20 protein-coding genes are annotated in these 16658 nt (G+C 71.0%); 12 read left to right on the top strand and 8 right to left on the bottom strand.

What is annotated here, in order from left to right; genetic code table 11:
- The first annotated feature begins 148 nt into the window (after window positions 1–148).
- On the top strand, window positions 149–949 hold the full coding sequence (locus tag QIS99_RS18835; RefSeq protein WP_282514698.1) for a bestrophin-like domain: 801 nt from the start codon (window positions 149–151) through the stop codon (window positions 947–949).
- Window positions 950–956: 7 nt separating this feature from the next.
- Here QIS99_RS18835 and QIS99_RS18830 read toward each other — a convergent pair whose 3' ends face one another.
- From QIS99_RS18830 to QIS99_RS18820, 3 genes are all read right to left on the bottom strand, one after another.
- Window positions 957–1460, bottom strand: coding sequence for a phospholipase A2 (locus tag QIS99_RS18830; RefSeq protein WP_282514697.1), 504 nt, complete (start codon window positions 1458–1460; stop codon window positions 957–959).
- A 309-nt stretch (window positions 1461–1769) separates the two neighbouring features.
- Window positions 1770–2015: a DUF6332 family protein gene (locus tag QIS99_RS18825; protein WP_349017308.1), complete on the bottom strand. Its 246-nt coding sequence runs from the start codon at window positions 2013–2015 to the stop codon at window positions 1770–1772.
- Window positions 2016–2204: 189 nt separating this feature from the next.
- Window positions 2205–3626, bottom strand: coding sequence for an NAD(P)/FAD-dependent oxidoreductase (locus QIS99_RS18820; protein WP_282514696.1), 1422 nt, complete (start codon window positions 3624–3626; stop codon window positions 2205–2207).
- A gap of 19 nt (window positions 3627–3645) precedes the next feature.
- Between QIS99_RS18820 and QIS99_RS18815 the strand changes: the two genes are divergently transcribed.
- The 5 genes from QIS99_RS18815 (at window position 3646) to QIS99_RS18795 (ending at window position 7096) form a co-directional block, all read left to right on the top strand.
- The gene (locus QIS99_RS18815) at window positions 3646–3774 is read left to right on the top strand and encodes a hypothetical protein (RefSeq protein ID WP_282514695.1); all 129 of its coding nucleotides are present in this window, start codon (window positions 3646–3648) and stop codon (window positions 3772–3774) included.
- Between the two features lie 31 nt (window positions 3775–3805).
- Entirely contained in the window at window positions 3806–4276 is a 471-nt protein-coding gene (locus QIS99_RS18810) for a GNAT family N-acetyltransferase (protein WP_282514694.1), read from the top strand.
- 100 nt (window positions 4277–4376) lie between these two features.
- Entirely contained in the window at window positions 4377–5669 is a 1293-nt protein-coding gene (locus QIS99_RS18805) for a DUF7224 domain-containing protein (protein ID WP_282514693.1), read from the top strand.
- Between the two features lie 6 nt (window positions 5670–5675).
- Window positions 5676–6344 (top strand): hypothetical protein, encoded by a 669-nt coding sequence (locus tag QIS99_RS18800; RefSeq protein ID WP_282514692.1) that lies wholly within the window; start codon window positions 5676–5678, stop codon window positions 6342–6344.
- Window positions 6341–7096: an ATP-binding cassette domain-containing protein gene (locus QIS99_RS18795; protein ID WP_282514691.1), complete on the top strand. Its 756-nt coding sequence runs from the start codon at window positions 6341–6343 to the stop codon at window positions 7094–7096. The genes QIS99_RS18800 and QIS99_RS18795 overlap by 4 nt, the downstream gene beginning before the upstream one ends.
- A gap of 9 nt (window positions 7097–7105) precedes the next feature.
- On the opposite strand, the gene QIS99_RS18790 is transcribed toward QIS99_RS18795, so the two are convergent.
- Both QIS99_RS18790 and QIS99_RS18785 read right to left on the bottom strand, forming a co-directional pair.
- Window positions 7106–8344: a GNAT family N-acetyltransferase gene (locus tag QIS99_RS18790; protein WP_282514690.1), complete on the bottom strand. Its 1239-nt coding sequence runs from the start codon at window positions 8342–8344 to the stop codon at window positions 7106–7108.
- A 10-nt stretch (window positions 8345–8354) separates the two neighbouring features.
- Window positions 8355–9947, bottom strand: coding sequence for an MFS transporter (locus QIS99_RS18785; protein ID WP_282514689.1), 1593 nt, complete (start codon window positions 9945–9947; stop codon window positions 8355–8357).
- Window positions 9948–10248: 301 nt separating this feature from the next.
- On the opposite strand from QIS99_RS18785, the gene QIS99_RS18780 reads away from it, so the two are divergent.
- The 3 genes from QIS99_RS18780 to QIS99_RS18770 are packed head-to-tail and all read left to right on the top strand — an operon-like array spanning window position 10249 to window position 12655.
- Entirely contained in the window at window positions 10249–10818 is a 570-nt protein-coding gene (locus QIS99_RS18780) for an ATP-binding cassette domain-containing protein (protein ID WP_408909585.1), read from the top strand.
- On the top strand, window positions 10815–12071 hold the full coding sequence (locus QIS99_RS18775; RefSeq protein ID WP_282514687.1) for a DUF7224 domain-containing protein: 1257 nt from the start codon (window positions 10815–10817) through the stop codon (window positions 12069–12071). The genes QIS99_RS18780 and QIS99_RS18775 overlap by 4 nt, the downstream gene beginning before the upstream one ends.
- Complete coding sequence (locus QIS99_RS18770; RefSeq protein ID WP_282514686.1) at window positions 12068–12655, top strand: hypothetical protein; 588 nt, start codon at window positions 12068–12070, stop codon at window positions 12653–12655. The genes QIS99_RS18775 and QIS99_RS18770 overlap by 4 nt, the downstream gene beginning before the upstream one ends.
- A gap of 246 nt (window positions 12656–12901) precedes the next feature.
- Here QIS99_RS18770 and QIS99_RS18765 read toward each other — a convergent pair whose 3' ends face one another.
- Both QIS99_RS18765 and QIS99_RS18760 read right to left on the bottom strand, forming a co-directional pair.
- Window positions 12902–13099 carry a hypothetical protein gene (locus QIS99_RS18765; protein WP_282514685.1) on the bottom strand — a complete coding sequence of 66 codons (198 nt, stop codon included), beginning with the start codon at window positions 13097–13099 and terminating at the stop codon, window positions 12902–12904.
- On the bottom strand, window positions 13096–13311 hold the full coding sequence (locus QIS99_RS18760; protein WP_282514684.1) for a hypothetical protein: 216 nt from the start codon (window positions 13309–13311) through the stop codon (window positions 13096–13098). The genes QIS99_RS18765 and QIS99_RS18760 overlap by 4 nt, the downstream gene beginning before the upstream one ends.
- 308 nt (window positions 13312–13619) lie before the next feature.
- Here QIS99_RS18760 and QIS99_RS18755 point away from each other — a divergent pair, with 308 nt between their 5' ends.
- A complete protein-coding gene (locus QIS99_RS18755) occupies window positions 13620–14471 on the top strand; it encodes a helix-turn-helix domain-containing protein (protein WP_282514683.1) in 852 nt (283 codons plus the stop codon).
- A 5-nt stretch (window positions 14472–14476) separates the two neighbouring features.
- The gene (locus QIS99_RS18750) at window positions 14477–14680 is read left to right on the top strand and encodes a DUF397 domain-containing protein (RefSeq protein WP_282514682.1); all 204 of its coding nucleotides are present in this window, start codon (window positions 14477–14479) and stop codon (window positions 14678–14680) included.
- Between the two features lie 109 nt (window positions 14681–14789).
- On the opposite strand, the gene QIS99_RS18745 is transcribed toward QIS99_RS18750, so the two are convergent.
- Complete coding sequence (locus QIS99_RS18745) at window positions 14790–15794, bottom strand: zinc-binding dehydrogenase (RefSeq protein ID WP_282514681.1); 1005 nt, start codon at window positions 15792–15794, stop codon at window positions 14790–14792.
- Between the two features lie 144 nt (window positions 15795–15938).
- On the opposite strand from QIS99_RS18745, the gene QIS99_RS18740 reads away from it, so the two are divergent.
- A complete protein-coding gene (locus tag QIS99_RS18740; RefSeq protein ID WP_408909584.1) occupies window positions 15939–16628 on the top strand; it encodes a pentapeptide repeat-containing protein in 690 nt (229 codons plus the stop codon).
- Window positions 16629–16658 lie beyond the last annotated feature (30 nt).

The raw sequence follows: 16658 nt of genomic DNA, 5'->3' as shown, positions 1-16658 counted from the left end.
CATGCGTGTCGGCGGCGGCCTGGGAACGATCGACGTGGCCCGAACGCGGGTCCTGTCCCAAGTCTCGTCCCCGTCCCCGTTCCCGTCCCCGTTCCCGTCCCGTTCCCGTCCCGTTCCCGTACCTCCCGACTCCCGAAGGCGGCCGCCCGTGGTCCTCGTCATCGTCATCGCCGTGCTTGCCCTCCTCGCCGGTCTCGCCGCCAACCGCTATCTGCGGCCACGGCTCGTCTCCGACGACGACGAAGGCATGGCGGTGAAGGACCTGGTCGGTCCGCTGCTCACCCTGACGGTGCTGCTGCTCGCGTTCGTCCTGGTCACGGCCTCGGGCTCGCACGGGAAGGCGGAGGTCGCGGCGCGCGGGGAGGCGCGGGCGCTCGACAAGATCGTCGAGATCGCGGAGTACGCGCCCGACGGGACGAAGGCCCGCATCCAGGCCGACTCCGTCTGCTACGCACGCGCCGTACGCACCCAGGAATGGCCGGCGATGGCGGACGGCGAGGACTCGGCCGCACCCAGCGTGTGGTCCACCGACCTCCGCAAGACCTTCCGCGAACTGGAGGGCGAGCCGGTCTTCGGCATGCTGGTCGCCGCGGACAACGAGCGCTCTCAGGAGCGGGAGGAGCGGCAGACCCAGTCCACGCCCAGCATCCCGAGCAGCATCCTGTGGTTCCTCCTGATCACCCTGACCGTGACCGTGATCGCCCTCGGCTTCTGCCTGCCGCGCCGCAACAACCGCGCGCAGATCCTCTCGCTGGTGGTGGTCACGGGCCTGCTCACGGCGACCCTGTGCATCATCCGAGACGTGGACCGGCCCTTCGGCGGCGTGACCGCAGTCGAGCCGACCGCCATCGCCGAGACGGAACGCCAGGCGACCCGCGACTACCGCGCCCACCGCGCCCTCGACACGCTCCCCTGCGACGCGAACGGCGTCCGCCTTACGAAAGCGTGAGTGACGGTCAGGCGTAGAAGGCCGGGTCCCCAGCGATCCGCACCGCGTCGTAGTACGTACGGGCCGCGCCGTAACAGGCGGTGTGCCGGATCGGCCCGGGCCGTTCCCGGTCGCAGATGCGGCGCATCTCCTCCAGGAACCGCGCGTCGATCGCAGCCTTGCGGGCGGGCGTCGGGTCGAGCGCGAGCGTGCCGGCCCGCGAGCCGTAGTTGCGGTAACCGAAGTCGTGCTGGGTGCAGGCGGGCGTGAACAGTTTCTTGTACGGCACCGCCTCACCCGGGACGGAGCACCCGTCCGTCGACCAGTCGAACGGCGCCACGTGCTCCACGGTCACGAACCGCTCGACGGGCAACGCCATGATCCGGTCGGCGGCCCGCACGAGCGCGGGGCTCGCGGGGGCGGTGGTGGCGGAGGTGACGGAGGCGGTAGTGGCGGTGGCGTTCGGGGCGAGGGTGAGCAACGCGACGGTGACGGCGGCGGGCAGGGCGGCGGCTCGGGCAAGGGTGCGCATGGCGGCTCCTGGTCGTTTTCCCCGGGCAACTCGCACTGCGCGCAGAAGGTCACCGTGGCGGGCGCGGCATTCGACCGTTGGAGGGGCGGGGGCAACGCCGTTACCGGAAGCGGCAGTTGACGTCGCCCTTCGAGCCGCACGCGATGACGCTCCTAGACTGTCGTCCCATGTCGAACCCGCCTTCGGGTCGACGACCCGGTCCTCGCGGGTTTCGTCCGGGACGACGCGCCCTTCCGCCCCAGCCTCCCCCGGGTGGCAGGGCACTGAGCGCTGAGTACTGAGCGGGACGAGGCGGCCCGACGGCAGCCCTCACCGCCCAAGCCCCTTCCCCCGATCGAACCTGCGCAGTACGCACACCACGCGCCACACCCCCGCAACGGCACCCAGGACCACGCCGACCTCGTTCATGTCGGTCAGGGCCGCCGTCCCCGCGAACACCAGGAGAGCGAGGACGCCCCCACCGACGAGCGCGAAGGCGATCTCGACCGTCATCGCGTCCTTCTCCCAGCGCGATTCGCGGCCCTGATCCTTGGGGCGAGCTCGGCCCATGTCCATGCGGTGAGTGTGTCCCAACATCCCTCGCCTCAACCCGTATTGATCGCCCCCAGCAGGTTCAGCCGGGCACTACGCGAGAGCGGCAAATGTTCACAGTCCCGCGCTCCTGCAAAACAGCCCCTCCGGCGTTTGAGGAGCGGGGGTCGGGGGACCGGCCCCCAGTTCGAGAACGGGCGGTCAGCGAAAAAGTCAGCCCCGGCCCGAGATCCGGTCCGCCCAGCCCGCCACCCGGTCCGTCGACGGGCAGTGCAACGTGGACTCCCGCCGGTCCGCCGTGCGGTACGCCGCGTACAGGGACTGCACGCCCAGCCACCGCAACGGCTCCGGCTCCCACTTGCGGACCTTGTGCCCGGCCCACGGCAGCGAGGTGAGCTCGGTCGCCCCGCCCTGCCCCGAGTCCTGTCGCACCAGATCCCGCAGCGTACGCCCCGCGAGGTTCGCCGTGGCGACGCCCGACCCCACGTACCCGCCCGCCCAGCCGAGCCCTGTCGACCGGTCCAGGGTGACCGTGGCGCACCAGTCGCGCGGGACGCCGAGGACGCCGGACCAGGCGTGGTCGATCCGGGTACGGGCCAACGCCGGAAAGAACCGGACCAGGAGCGACCGCAGCGCGTCCACGGTCGCCGCCTGCGTACGGCCGTCGTTGTCCGTACGCGACCCGTAGCGGTACGGGACGCCGCGGCCGCCGAGCGCGATCCGGTCGTCCGCGGTGCGCTGCGCGTACATGTAGGCGTGCGCCATGTCGCCCAGGGTTTCGCGGCCCTCCCAGCCGATGGTGTCCCACAGCTCGGCGGGGATCGGCTCGGTCACGATCATCGAGGAGTTCATCGGCAGCCACTCGCGCCGCAGCCCCTTCAGCGCGGCCGTGAACCCCTCGGTGCAGCGCAGCACGTACGGGGCACGGACCGTGCCGTACGGGGTGATCGCGTGCTTGGGCTTGATCTCGGTGACGGGCGTCGACTCGTGGATGCTCACGCCGAGCGCGTCGACGGCCGCCGCGAGCCCGGTGACCAGCTTCGCCGGGTGCAGGCGCGCCCCGTGCGGCGTCCAGGTGGAGCCGACGGCGCCGGAGACCCGTATCCGCTCGGCGGTCTCGCGGGCGCCGAGCAGCGTGCGGTCGCGGTCGCCGTACGCCACCTCGTCCTCGTGGAAGGCGCGCAGCCGGGTCAACTGGGCGGGCGTGTAGGCGACTTCGAGGACGCCGCCGCGGTGCACGTCCGCGTCGATGGACTCCTCCTCGGCAACCCGGACAACCTCCGCGACGGTGTCGTTCATGGCCTCCTGGAGCCGTACGGCGGCATCCCGGCCGTGCAGCTTCGCGTACCTGTCGCGGCCCGCGATGCCGTTGTAGAGCCAGCCGCCGTTGCGCCCGGAGGCGCCGTAGCCGCAGAACTTCTGCTCCAGGACGGTGATCCGCAGGAACGGCGCGGCCTTCTTGAGGTAGTACGCGGTCCAGAGCCCGGTGTAGCCGCCGCCCACGATGCACACGTCGGCCGTGGCGTCCCCGGTGAGGGGTTCGCGGGGCGCGGGCAGGCCGTGGTCGTGGAACCAGTGGGAGACGTGGCCGTTGAGGGTGTGGCCTTCGGGGGTGCGGGGCGCGGGCGCGTTCATGGGCGGGAACGTACCCGACGTGTCAAGGGGGTGGCTTCCTAGGAACGTCGAGAAGGTCGAGAACGTGGAGGACGTGGAGGACATGGAGGACGAGCTGGACCCGGTCCGGCTCGCGATCGCCGATCTCGTACGCGAGAAGCGCCTCTGACGGCCGACCACCGCCCGGTTAACCTGCCCGCATGATCCGCACAGCGACCCCCGAAGACGTCCCCGCGATCCTGGCGATGATCCGCGAGCTCGCCGAGTACGAGAAGGCCCTGCACGAGGTCCGTGCCACGGAGGCCCACCTCCACACGGCCCTCTTCGGCGAACGCCCGGCGGCGTACGCGCACATCGCGGAGGACGAGTCGGGCCGCGTCGTGGGCTACACCCTGTGGTTCCTGACCTTCTCCACGTGGCGCGGCGTCCACGGCATCTACATGGAAGACCTGTACGTACGCCCCGAGGCCCGCGGCGCCGGCCACGGCAAGGCCCTGATGGCCGAACTGGCCCGCATCTGCGCGGCTCGCGGCTACCAGCGCCTGGAGTGGGCGGTCCTGGACTGGAACGAGCCGAGCATCAAGTTCTACGAGTCCCTGGGCGCGCGGGCGCAGTCGGAGTGGCCGGTGTATCGGCTCACGGATGAGGCGCTGGTGGAGCTGGGGACCTGAGCGGGCCCGGCAGAGACCAAGGCTGACTGAGGCTGACTGATCCGATGGGCCGTCGCGCTGAAGGTGCGGCGGCCCGGATTACTTCCCCATACGAGGCGTCATGCGCATCTCCACTGCCCTTCGCACGCATTCCGCGGTGCTGGCCTTCCCCGTGGTGGGCCTCTTCTTCACGTACGTATTTCTCACGACCACCCGGCACCTCGACCAGCTCATCCCCGTGCCCTGGCCGGCGCAGGCCGTGACGTACGCGGTTCACGCCCCGGTCCCGATGGCCGCCGCGGCCGCGGCCGGGCTGACCGCGGTCGAGGCGACGCGGCTTCGGGCGCTCGGCGTCTGGGACTTGGGGGCCGCGCGGGCCACGTGGCGGGTCGCGGTCCAGCCGATCGCCGTCTCCGTGCTGGCCCTGTCGCTGCTGGTCGCGGGGGTCGCGGCGGGTGGGCTGTGGGTGGTGGGGGCCGCTCCCGACCGGTACGTGCTGCAGACGATGGGGATCGTCCTCGTCCTGCTCACCGCGCATGCGGTGATCGGGTTCGTCGTCGGGTACCGGTTCCATGCGCTCTACGCCGCGCCCGCTCTGGCCGTCGTCGTCTTCATCGGCATCAGCTTCCCGTTGGGGACGGACCATTACTGGGCGCACCATGTCAGCGGGTCCATCAACGGGGTGGGATTCGGCGAGACGTATTCGCCGGCCATGACCCTGGCCGTGGTCCTGCCGACGGTGTGCCTGGCCCTGGCGTGCGTCGTACTGGCGGCTCCGCTGCGCGACCGGATCCGCGCGGTCTCCGCGGCTCTCGTGCTCGCGGTGGGTGGGCTGGTCGGGGCGTACGGGATCGCCCAGGACTGGTCTTCGAGGCCGCCGGCCGGCAAGGGGCTGGCGCCGGTCACGTGTGCGGGCCAGGCGCCGGAAGTCTGTCTGCCGGAGGCGGCCTCCGAGCACCTCCAGGAGATTCAGCGAAAACTCGCCGAAATGACCGGGAAGTTGGAGGACAAGGGGCTCATTGCCCGGATTCCCGGCCGTATCACCGATCGCAGGGTGGCTGACGGTGACGTCCGATCGACCGGCGCCGGAAAAGAACAATGGACGCTCGGCCTGATCCCCGGGAATGCGGACACGGTGCTGCGCGAGGACGTCGCCATTTCCGTGGTCGGAACGCCTTGCGCGGAACCGGACTGGAACACGCTGCACTACAACACCCTCTGGGTCGCCCGCACGATCGGAGTGGAGAAGGACTATGTCGCCTGGCTTTCCCGTGAGACCGACGGTTTCAGCCAGGGGCAGACGAAGCGGGAGCTTCTTGCCGAGATGGGGAGAGTGGACGAACTCTCCCCGGGCGAGCAGCGCGCCTGGTATTCCGAGCGGCTTCGGCAGGCCTGCCGGGCACCGGGCAGGTGAGCGACGGTGATCTGGTGGTTGCGTCAGCGGGGCGCTCTCGGACTGCTGCCGGGGGCCTTGCTCGCCTTCGCGCTGAGCGTCGTACTCACTCTGCATGTGGTCCTCGTTTTCCCCGCGTTTCTCGGGGACTACTCGATGGCGACACAGCTCAGCAATTTCCTCTGCCTCATCCCCAGCATCGCCCTCGTCGTCTGCCTTGAGCGGCGCATGCCTTCGGTGGAACGGTCCGCGGTCCGGCGCCTTGACGCGCGGGATGTCGTGCTCGTGACCGGATTCGCGCTGCTGGCCACAGGGGTGGCGGCGACGATGGCGCTGTTCGGGCCGGACGAATTGTGGACGGCCGCGCGGAACAACCTGCTGTTCTGCGGATTCGCCCTGGGCGCCTGGCCGTTGCTCGGGCACCGCGCGACACTGCTCCCCGCTTTCTGGATGGCGCAGGCCATGTTCCTCGGCGGGCGGGCGCGCAATGATCCGTATCCCTGGGTGATCGTCACCGAGGAACCCGGTGTCGTGCCTGCCGCTGCGGGTGCGGCCGCCGTCTTCCTGGCCGGGGTTCTTTCCCTCATCTGTTCCGCATGTTCCGCACGTTCCGCATGCTTCCTACGTTTCCTACGTTTCCTACGTTTCCTGCGTTCCGCACGTTCCGCATGTTTCGCATCAAGGACCGTCCGATGACCCTGCTGCTCGACCGTGTCACCTTCAGGTACCGCCGCTGGAGCCGCCCCGTCCTGTCCCGCTTGTCCTACGAGGTTCCCGGCCAAGGGCTGACGATCCTGCTCGGCCCCAACGGGGCGGGAAAGTCCACCACGATGGCCCTCCTCGCCGGGACGGTCGCGCCGACGGCGGGAAAGGTGCTGCTCAGCGGTTCGAGCCTCGCCTCCACCAGGCGCGAATACCGTCGGCATGTGGCCTGGCTGCCGCAAAAGGTGCCGAGCTCACGGCAGTTGACGGCCCGTGAGTACGTGGCCTACGTGGCGTGGCTGAAGGGGGAGAACCGCTCCGACGCCTGGGAGCGCGCCGGAACGGCCCTTGAGCAGGTCGGCCTCGGCGAGCAGCAGGGGGACAAGACGGCCAGGCTCTCCGGCGGGCAGCTTCGCCGTGTCGGTATCGCCTGCGCCCTGGCCCACGAGGCGCGCGTCATCCTGCTGGACGAGCCGACCGCGGGGCTCGACCCGCACCAGCGCACCGTCTTCCGTGACGTGCTGCGGCAGGTCACGGCGAAGACCCCGGTGCTGATGTCGACCCACGACATCTCCGATCTGGCCGACGAGGCCGAGACGGTCACCCTCATGGACGGCGGCCGGGTTCTCCACCACGGCGGAACCCGGAGTTTCCTCGACCATGCACGGCCCGACGCCGCCCCGGCTCGCCGCGCCGAGTCCGCGTACTCGGTCCTCATGGGACTGGACGGCTCAAGTGGCGCGTGAGGTCTCCGCTCAGAACCCGTCCACCGTGTGCGGTGACCACTCCGTCCGCAGGGCCGCCTCCAGGGCCGCCGCCGCCCCCGGCGCATGCTCTGTCGCCAGGCCCGCCCGGACCAGAGCCGTCGGGGTCGTCCCGCCGAGGTAGCAGGCCGCCAGGTCCCGTACCGCGAGAGAGATGTCCGCCGGGTCGTGCGTCGGCTCGTACGACGTGCCGGCCGGGCCCGAAGTGAGGTGGTGCGGGCCCGAGTTGGCGGGAAGGTGGGCGTCGTGGACGTCCAGGACGACGTCGACCGGGGCCGCGTACGACCGGCGGAGCAGCGCCGTGCGGACGTCGAGGAGGCGGAGCCACAGGGCCGGGAACCCGGCGGTGACGCGGACCTGGTCGCGGTCGGCGGCGAAGAGGAGCAGCGGGTCGTCCACCGGGCGGCCCCACGCGCGGACCTTGGCCGTGAGGTCGATGGAGGTCACGTACTGCCAGAGCGCGGCGGCGACCGCAGGGGACTCGGCCTCCAGGTCGTCGACGCGGACGAGGCCGGGGGCGTCGTGGTCCCGCTTCGTGCGGTAGATCGCGTACCCGGCGAGCGGTTCGCCGAGGGCGACGACGCGCGGGGGCGAGTACGCCGAGTCCTCCTCGTCCTTCTGGTTCATCCACTCGTCCGTCCACCACGCGCGCGTGCGGGCGATCCGGCCTGGGCGGTCGGCGCGGGTGCGGTCGTAGAGGGCGGCGAGCTGGGCGGGGGCGTCGGCGGGGGAGAGCAGGCGCAGCGGGCGGTCGTCGGGGGCGATGCGCAGGGCCAGCGGGCGCGTGGAGTCGATCTCCACGGTGAACCCGCGGGTGCCCTCGCCGAAGCCGAAACGGCCGTAGATCACCGCCTCCGACGCCCAGAGCGCGGCGATCGGCCAGTCCTGGGCGGCGCAGCGCGCGAACAGTTCGGCGAGCATCCCGGTCAGGGCGCCGCGCCTGCGGTGAGTGGGCGCGACGCAGGCGAACGTCACGCCGGGGCAGGGGAGCTCGCCGCCCGGCACGGACAGCGTGAAGGGGAACGCGGAGACGGTGGCGACCAGCGCGTCCCCGTCGTACGCGCCGACGCGGACGCAGCCGCGAAGGAGCTCCCTGTGGTGGGCGCGCAGCTCGGCCCCGGGTTTCTCGTGGAACGCGAGGTAGGCGAGGTCCAGGGCGCGGTCGAGCTCGCTCTCCGGAAGTTCCCGGAACTTCAGGACGGGGGTGCAGGGGATGGAACGGCTAGCCATATTCCGGACACTAGTTCCCGTGCGCCGTACGGGCATCGGCATTTTCGGCCGCCGCGTCCTCGCCGGGCGGTACGAGGTGCCGGGGTGCCCGCGATGTCACCAGCAGGCCCGCCACCAGCCCGGCGAGCAGCATGATCCCGACGGCCCACCAGATGGCCACGGTGTAGCCGTGCACCACGCCTTCGGCGGTGATCCGGGCGCGCTCGGCGGGGTCGCGCAGGTGGGCGGTGACGTACGCCGTGGTGGAGGTGGTGGCGACGGTGTTGAGGAGGGCCGTGCCGATGGAGCCGCCCACCTGCTGCGAGGTGTTGACGGTCGCCGACGTCACCCCGGCGTCCTGCGGCGCGACGCCCGACGTGGCGGTGGCGAACACCGGCATGAACGTCAGGCCCATGCCGAGCCCGGTGAGGAGCATGCCGGGCAGGACGTGGGTGGCGTACTCGCCGTCGGCGGTCAGGCCGGTCAGCAGCACCATGCCGAGCGCGGCGAGCAGCATGCCGGGGACGATCAGGGCGCGCGGCGGCACGTGGTGCAGCAGGCGGGCCGAGATCTGCGTGGAGCCGGTGATGATCGCGGCCGTCATCGGCAGGAACGCCAGGCCCGTCTTGACCGGCGAATACCGCAGCACGCCTTGCAGGTAGTACGTCAGGAACAGGAACAGCGCGAACAGTCCGATGGTCGCGAGCGCCATGGTGAGGAAGCAGCCGGCGCGGTTGCGGTCCTTGATGACGTGCAGGGGGAGGAGGGGGCTCGGCGCCCTGGTCTGCCACCACACGAACCCGGCCAGCAGTACCGCCGCCCCGGCGAACAGGCCGAGGACCAGCGCGTCGGTCCAGCCCCGCGGCTGCGCCTCGCTGAACCCGTACACGAGCGCGACGAGCCCGCCGCAGCCGAGCAGCACACCCGGTACGTCGAGCCGCGCGGTGTGGCCGGGGCGGTGGTCGTGCAGCACGGCGAAGGCGCCGAGCAGGGCGACGAGGGCGATGGGGACGTTGACGTACAGGCACCAGCGCCAGTCCAGGTACTCGGTGAGCAGGCCGCCCGCGAGCAGCCCGATCGCGGAGCCGCCGCCGGCGATCGCCCCGAAGATCCCGAAGGCCTTGCCGCGCTCCTTAGGGTCGGCGAACGTCGTGGTCAGCAGGGACAGCGCGGACGGCGCGAGGACGGCGGCGAAGACGCCCTGCAGGGCGCGGGCGCCGAACAGCATGCCGGACCCGCCGGCGGCGCCGCCGAGCGCGGAGGCCGCGGCGAAGCCGACCAGGCCGATGATGAACGTCCGCTTCCGCCCGACGAGGTCGGCGACCCGCCCGCCGAGCAGCAGCAGCCCGCCGAAGGCGAGGGTGTACGCGGTGATCACCCACTGCCGGTTCCCGTCGGACATGCCGAGGTCGCGCTGGGCGGAGGGCAGGGCGATGTTCACGATGGTCGCGTCGAGAATGACCATCAGCTGGGCGAGCGCGATGACGACGAGCCCCCACCAGCGCCGGGGGTCCGGCGCCGCGGGCGCGGGACTGGGGCCGGGGCCGGGATTGGGGCCGGGATTGGGACCGGGGCCGGGGTCGGGGCTCGCGGAGCGTATGGGGTCGTCTCCGGGGGAGCTCATGCTTTCCAGGACAGCACGGTGGGGGTGGGTTGCGCTTGTCGAGTGCGGTGTGCGCGCCGTGCGGCGGGACCGGGCGGGCTGGGGTCGTGTTCCGGCCATTCAGTGACCGAAGGTCTGATCTCTGTGGATCTTGAAACGGTTTCGTGAATACGCTCCTCCGTCGTCCGCACCGACAAGGACCCCCCATGCCCCTGCATTACCAGGACTGCACCTTCCGCTACACCGCCAGGTCACGCCCTGTCCGGGGAAGAGCACCCTGCTGACGCTGGGCGCCAGTGCCTCCACACCTCAGGAAGGCCGGGTGCTCTACGGGGACCTCGACCTGAGCCGGCACCGGCATGCGCAGCGGTACCGGCACAAGGCGTCCTGGCTGCCGCAGAATCCCGGATTCCTCCCCGGGATGACCTGCAGAGAACATGTGGCGTACGTGGGCTGGCTCAAGGGCATGCGGGAACGTGACGCCGGGAAGGCCGCGCCGGACGCCATCGAGCGCGTCGGCCTGACCGACAAGCTCAACAGCAAGATCAAGACCCTCTCCGGTGGGCAGCGGCAGCGCATCGCCATCGCTCAGGCCCTCGTCCATGAGGCCGAGGTTCTTCTCCTCGACGAACCCACCGTCGGCCTCGACCCCCACCAGCGCCGCCGATTCCTCGATCTGCTGGCCTCCCTGCGCGGCACGGTCCACGCCATCGTCTCCACACACGACATCGGAGACCTGGACCAGACCTTCGACAGCGTGATCGTTCTGGCTTCGGGCCGTTCCCGATTCCAGGGGACCGTCGAAGAGTTCGCCGGCCATGCCGCACCGGACTGCGCCCCGGGCCGCCGGCTCGAAAGCGCCTACTCGGTGCTCTTGGGAGCGGCCGAATGAACCTCACCTGGGCCAACCTGCGCTCTTCGGCGGCGCCCTGGATCGTCCTGCCCGCCGTGTTCTACATCAGCCTGTACCTCGGGGACATCACCTACTCCGTCCCCTCCCACTACGGCGTGGAGTCCGGCGAGACGGCCGCTTTCGCCATGGCTGTCATCGCTCCGGCAGCCGCCGCGGCAACGGCGTGGGAAGCAGGCCGCTACCGGCTCATAGGTCCGGTACGGAGCACCAGCACGCGCTCCCCTCTCGTGCGGTTCCTGCGAGCCGCCGCTCCCGCGCTGCTCCTCTACCTCGTGCTCGCGGTCGCCGCGCTCGTGCTCGCTCGCCATGCGACCGGTGTCTGGCCCGGCGGCGCCGGATGGTTCGCTGTGGCCCACCTCGTCGTCCTGCCCCTGGGATGGGCGGTCATCGGCTGGTTCGTCGGCGGAGCCGTTCCCCGCAGTGTCGCGGCTCCGGTGGTGGCGATCGGCTGCTGGGGCTGGCTCGCCATGCCCCACGCCATGTCCAACCCCTCCCTGCGGCACCTCGGCGGCTTCATCGACGGCGGCTCCAGCGTCACCGACATCCGCGACGCCGCTGTCTACCTCGTCCCCTGGGGAGTCGTCGCCGGTCTCGCCGCCGCAGCCTGGCTGATGACCGGCGCGAACCGCCGCGGCCTCAAGTCCACGCTCGCCGCCGCCGTCGCCGCGGCGACTCTCACGGCCGGCTGTCTCGCCGTAACCGACTGGGGGTACCGGGTCCCCACTCACCCCCGCGTCGTCGCGATGTCCTGCACAGGGCAGGACCCCAGGGTGTGCGTGCCACCGGAGTACCAGCCGTACGCCGAGCAGTTGCGGAAGGAGGCGGGGGAACCACTCAACCGCCTGAAGGCGGCAGGTGTCCCCGCGCCTCAGGAGCTGCGGATCAGCTCTCCCGAGACACCGCCCAGGGCGGGAACCTGGCCTCTGCAGTGGTCGCTCCCCGCTCTCGACGGCCCGTCCGGCCAGGATCAGTACAAGACCGACCTCGCCGAAGCGGCTGTAGCGGGTACGGCGGCCAACGCCGGTGTACGTGACTGCCGGCAGCCCGGTTCCGTGGCAGCGGCGTGGGCCACGCTCGTCATCGGAGCGGATGCCCGGTCCGTGCAGCAAGCGGTCTCGCCGGCCGACTGGTCGGCGCTGCAGCAGATCCGCCGACTGCCCGCCGAAGAACAGGCAGAGTGGTTCGAGCGGAAGGCCGCGAGCCAGGAGCACTGCGTCGAGGTGGCCCCGTGATCGCCTACGCGATGACGGTACGCCGATGGTGGGTGGTCGCGCCCACCCTGGCCCTGATCGTGTTCGTCTGCCTTGCCGTGGGGGCGAGCGAGGTTCCCGTACCGAGCCTGGTCGGTGGCATGACGGGTGCCCGCCTCGACTACTTTGCGCCCATCCTCGCTGTCATCGCCGTCATGTACTGCATGGACCGCCGGCTCCCGGAACCGGAACGCACAGCCGTGGTGCCCGTCCGCCGCCTGGACCGAGCGGCCATCGCGATCACCTCGGCGTTCGCACTCGGCAGCGGAGCGCTGATCGGGATGGACATCGCGCGGAACCTGGTCCTCCTTGTCTCACTCGCCCTCCTGGTGCGCCGCGTGGCCAACGAGGCGACGGCAGCCGCCACCGGAATGGCCCTCCTCGTCGCCTCTCTGGTCGCCGGTCGCGCCTACCAGCCCGGCGGATCCACCACGCACACCTGGTGGGCGCTGCCGCTGTACTCCGCCGGGAGCGTCACCGCTTGGCTGGCGACCCTGTGCTTGTTCGCTCTCGCGCTGTTCGTCAGCTGTGGCGACAGCGGGTTCAGCGGGCCTCGCCGGTCATGAGCCGTACGAGTAGGGCGGCCACGATCACGTGCCCGGCGGCCCAGACGGCTTTGAGTGTCCGGTCCTCCTTACGGTGGCGTCCCTGGGACCGGGGACAGGGACGGGGCCGCCCGTGTGCCCGGCCGGCCCTGTGACGGCGCCACCGGTGCCGCCACGCCGACGTGGCGAGCCCGGCGGGAGCGGGGACGGCGAGGCCGGCGCATCCGAGGCTCGCGCAGAGGAGGAGTCCGATGAGGAGAACGGCGCTCATCCGGCGGCCTCGGCGAGTGCGGCGGGCCCGTACGCGGTGAGCCCGGTCGCCTGAGCGAGCCGGAAGGTCAGGTGGCGTGCCTGGTGGGCGTCGATTTCGTGAGGTGCCGTCCGGCCGTCGTCGTCGACGTGGAGGCGTACGGCGGCCCGCGGTCCGTGGCCGGTGCGGGTGACGTGGATGTGGTCGTGGTTCACGCGGGCTCCTCATGGGAGTCGGTCGGCTGGATGTCGCCGTAGAGGGCGTGCCAGCGCCGGTAGACGTCGGCGGGGTCGTCCGGGTGCCCGAGGCAGACCCACGCGCCGGGTTCGGGGTCGTGGGTGACGATCCCGAACCGGTTGCTGCGGGTGTCGTGCACGGTGTCGCCCTGGGTGAGCCGGAATTCTCCGTTGGGGTGTGTGCTGGTCATCGTTTGGTGCCCCTTCCGTAGCGTCAGGTGATGCTCGTGCTTGCGGTGTTGCTCCTCTCGCTTGCGCGGTTGCCGTGCCTGGCTTGGCCCGTGGTCCTGTCCGTGAGCTCAACGGGCAGGCGTACGAGTGCACTTGGTCGCTTACCGGCGGCCCCGCGTGCTGCTCGATCGAACGTAGGGCACAACAGTGGGACGGCGCAACAGTGGGACGTATGCGCTTGGTGGCGGGACGTACGTGATTGCCCGGGCCGGTCGCGAAGGGGCACAGTTGGGACGGCAAGCCGTCACAACAACAGGAAGGGACCGGGATGCCGCCAAGAGGCCAGCCGACGGCCCGACAGGCGCGGCTGGGCGCCGAGTTGCGCAAGCTCCGCGAAGCCTCCGGTATGTCGAGTGCCGAAGCTGCCGCGTCCTTGGGGTGGGAGCGTCCGCAGGTCAGCCACATCGAATCCGGCCGGTACGGCGTGAGCGGGGAGCGGGTCCGGCATCTGGCCGCGCATTACTCCGCGAGTGATGACGCCTACGTGAACGCTCTGGCTGCCATGGCGGACGACCGCTCGAAAGGCTGGTGGGTCGAATTCCGGAACATACTGCCGGCGCGCTCGCTCGATTTGGCGGAACTGGAGCACCATGCCGTCTATTTGCGCTCGATCCAGCCCCTCATCGTGCCCGGACTCCTGCAGACCGAGGAATACGCGCAGGCGATTTTTGCCGGTGCCGTCACCAAGCGTCCGGCTGCGGAAATCGACGCGGCTGTGGCCCACCGCATGAAACGGCGCGAAATCTTCGAGAGGCCGGACCCGCCCGATTTCGAGGTCTTGCTGCACGAGGCGGCATTGCGCATTTGCTATGGCACTCGCGATGTGATGCGCAGGCAGTTGGGGTTCCTCACGGAAGTCGCTACCCATCCCGCAATTACGCTTCGCGTCATCCCGTTTGCCGCGGCAGGGATGACGTCCGCACTCCAGCCGCTTACGTATGCGGGAGCCGTCGTTTCGCAGTTGGATACGGTCCAGGTGGACAACGCCTTTGACGGCGTATTCCTGGACGCGGGTGCCCAGCTCGGAAAGTATCGGGCCGTGCTCGACGCCACTCGGAGTGCGACGTTGAATCCGACCGAGTCGAGAAAAGTGATTCGATCCATCGCGAAGGAGCTGTGAGAGCCATGACGGCTGAATCGATAAACTGGCAGAAGTCCTCTTACTCCGAAGGCGGAGAGGGTGGGCAGTGCATTGAACTCGCCGTCGCGGACCGCGGCATTCTCATACGGGAAAGTGACGAACCCGACAGAACTGTCGCCACGTCCAGTGAAAAGCTTCGCGCGTTCGTGCTCGGAGTCAAGGCGGGTGAGTTCGACCACCTCATCTGACGTGTCCCCGAAGAACCCGGTCCCGGACCGGTGCGCCTCAGCGGGGGAGGGCTGCGCCTGTTGAGTGCGGCGCCGCCCGACAGGGGCGCCGGGGCGGGGCGGGGAAAACCTAGGGTTCAAGGACTACCTTGCCCACCGTCCCCCGCCCCTCAAGCGCCGCGTGGGCCGACGCTGCCTCGGCCAAGGGAAACCGCTGCACGCGCGGACGCAGCCGTCCCGCCGCGGCCTCCGCGAGGGCGCGGAGTTCCAGGGCGCGGATCGGCCGCTCGCCGCCCGCCCGCGCCAGCATCGGCGGGCCGAGCACCTCGGCCGTCGTGAGTCCGCGCCGCGCCAGCTCCGTCGCGTCGAGCCGGTGCTCGTCGGCCCCGGTCAGGCCCTGCGAGGACCAGCCGAACACGACGTGCGTGCCGTCCCGGCCGAGGAGTTCGACCGCCGCGCGTCCGGCCGCCCCGCCGACCCCGTCGAAGACGACCGTGGCCCCGCGTCCGCCGAGGTGCGCGCGGACCTTGCCGGGCCAGTCCGGCTGCCGGTAGTCGACGGCGAGGTCGGCGCCGTCCGCCTCGACCAGGGCCACCTTCTCCGGCCCGCCCGCGAGGCCGACGACCGTCGCCCCGGCGTTCTTCGCGTACTGCACGAGCAGCGTGCCGATGCCCCCTGCGGCGGCCGGGACGAGCACCACCGAGTCCGCGTCCAGGTCCGTGAACTGCACGATCCCCATGACCGTACGACCCGTGCCGATCATGGCGACGGCCGCGGCCGCGTCGAGGCCGGCGGGGATCTCGTGCGGCCGGTCCGCGTCGACGACGGTCAGCTCGGCGTACCCGCCCGGCGCGAAGCCGAGGTGGGTGACGGCGCGGCGGCCGAGCCAGGCCGGGTCGGTGCCGGGGCCGACCGCGTCGACGATGCCCGCGACCTCCCGGCCCGGCACGGTCGGCAGCGCCGGCAGCTCGGGCAGCGGGCCCGGCACGCCGGAGCGGATCGCGGTGTCCAGCAGATGCACCCCGGCCGCCTCGACGGCGATGCGCAGCTGCCCGGGGCCCGGTTCGGGGTCCGCCACTTCTTCGAGTACGAGGTTCTCGGCCGGCCCGAAGGCGTGAAGACGGATGGCGCGCACGGTGAACTCCTCGGGTGGTACGGGTCGTCGCGGGCGGCTCCAGCCTCCGGCCTCAAGCGGACTTGAGGTCAACCCTTGCGGCCTGGCCGCTGCGACACCCGGATCCTGGGGACGCGCGGTGGATTGTCAGTGGCGTCGAGCAGGATGGACGGCATGCCAAGCGAACGACGGAACGAGCAGCCTTCCGTGAAACCCGCCCGCCGCCCCGAACTGCGCCTACCGCCCCTGAGACCGTACGGATCAGGCGAGTTGACGCCGGACGGGGACTACGACGGGCTGCTGTTCGAGGGCACGGACCTCTCGTACGGCGAGGCCGCCGGGGCGCGGTTCCTGGACTGCTCCCTGGAGGGCTGCGCGCTCGACGAGACGGTGCTGCGCAACGCCCGGTTCATCGACACGCGGCTCACCGGGGTGCGGGGTGTCGGCACGGATCTCGCGGGGGCCTCGCTGCGGGACGTGGAGCTGGTCGACGCCCGCCTCGGCGGGACGCAGTTGCACGGGGCGGTTCTGCAGCGGGTGGTGGTCAGGGGCGGCAAGGTCGACTGTCTCAACCTGCGGCGGGCGAAGTTGCGGGACGTGGTCTTCGAGGGAGTCGTGCTGTCCGAGCCGGACTTCGGCGGGGCGAGCCTGGAGCGGGTGTCGTTCGAGGGGTGCACGCTGGAGGGTGCGGATCTCACGGGGGTGCGGTTGCAGGACGTGGACCTGCGCCGCGTGGCCCGACTCGATCTCGCCCGTGGCGCGGAGGCCCTCGCGGGGGCGGTGATCGGTACGGCACAACTCCTGGATCTGGCACCGGTGTTCGCGGCGGCGCTGGGGGTGCGGGTCGAGGACTGAACGTTCCCCGCCCCGCCCCGCGAGCGGGGT

It is taken from the genome of Streptomyces solicavernae (assembly GCF_029968095.1).
Classification (GTDB): Bacteria; Actinomycetota; Actinomycetes; order Streptomycetales; family Streptomycetaceae; genus Streptomyces; species Streptomyces solicavernae.
Note: the sequence above shows the minus strand (reverse complement) of the source record. Positions and strands in the feature narration are given on the sequence as shown.

Bases quoted from the DNA above. Each gene is read 5' to 3' on its own strand.
- QIS99_RS18755 (WP_282514683.1), top strand. From the start codon at position 13,620: ATGCCGCCAAGAGGCCAGCCGACGGCCCGACAGGCGCGGCTGGGCGCC.
- QIS99_RS18795 (WP_282514691.1), top strand. From the start codon at position 6,341: ATGACCCTGCTGCTCGACCGTGTCACCTTCAGGTACCGCCGCTGGAGC.
- QIS99_RS18740 (WP_408909584.1), top strand. From the start codon at position 15,939: ATGGACGGCATGCCAAGCGAACGACGGAACGAGCAGCCTTCCGTGAAA.
- QIS99_RS18820 (WP_282514696.1), bottom strand. From the start codon at position 3,626: ATGAACGCGCCCGCGCCCCGCACCCCCGAAGGCCACACCCTCAACGGC.
- QIS99_RS18760 (WP_282514684.1), bottom strand. From the start codon at position 13,311: ATGACCAGCACACACCCCAACGGAGAATTCCGGCTCACCCAGGGCGAC.
- QIS99_RS18785 (WP_282514689.1), bottom strand. From the start codon at position 9,947: ATGAGCTCCCCCGGAGACGACCCCATACGCTCCGCGAGCCCCGACCCC.
- QIS99_RS18810 (WP_282514694.1), top strand. From the start codon at position 3,806: ATGATCCGCACAGCGACCCCCGAAGACGTCCCCGCGATCCTGGCGATG.
- QIS99_RS18830 (WP_282514697.1), bottom strand. From the start codon at position 1,460: ATGCGCACCCTTGCCCGAGCCGCCGCCCTGCCCGCCGCCGTCACCGTC.
- QIS99_RS18825 (WP_349017308.1), bottom strand. From the start codon at position 2,015: ATGGACATGGGCCGAGCTCGCCCCAAGGATCAGGGCCGCGAATCGCGC.
- QIS99_RS18805 (WP_282514693.1), top strand. From the start codon at position 4,377: ATGCGCATCTCCACTGCCCTTCGCACGCATTCCGCGGTGCTGGCCTTC.
- QIS99_RS18750 (WP_282514682.1), top strand. From the start codon at position 14,477: ATGACGGCTGAATCGATAAACTGGCAGAAGTCCTCTTACTCCGAAGGC.
- QIS99_RS18775 (WP_282514687.1), top strand. From the start codon at position 10,815: ATGAACCTCACCTGGGCCAACCTGCGCTCTTCGGCGGCGCCCTGGATC.
- QIS99_RS18790 (WP_282514690.1), bottom strand. From the start codon at position 8,344: ATGGCTAGCCGTTCCATCCCCTGCACCCCCGTCCTGAAGTTCCGGGAA.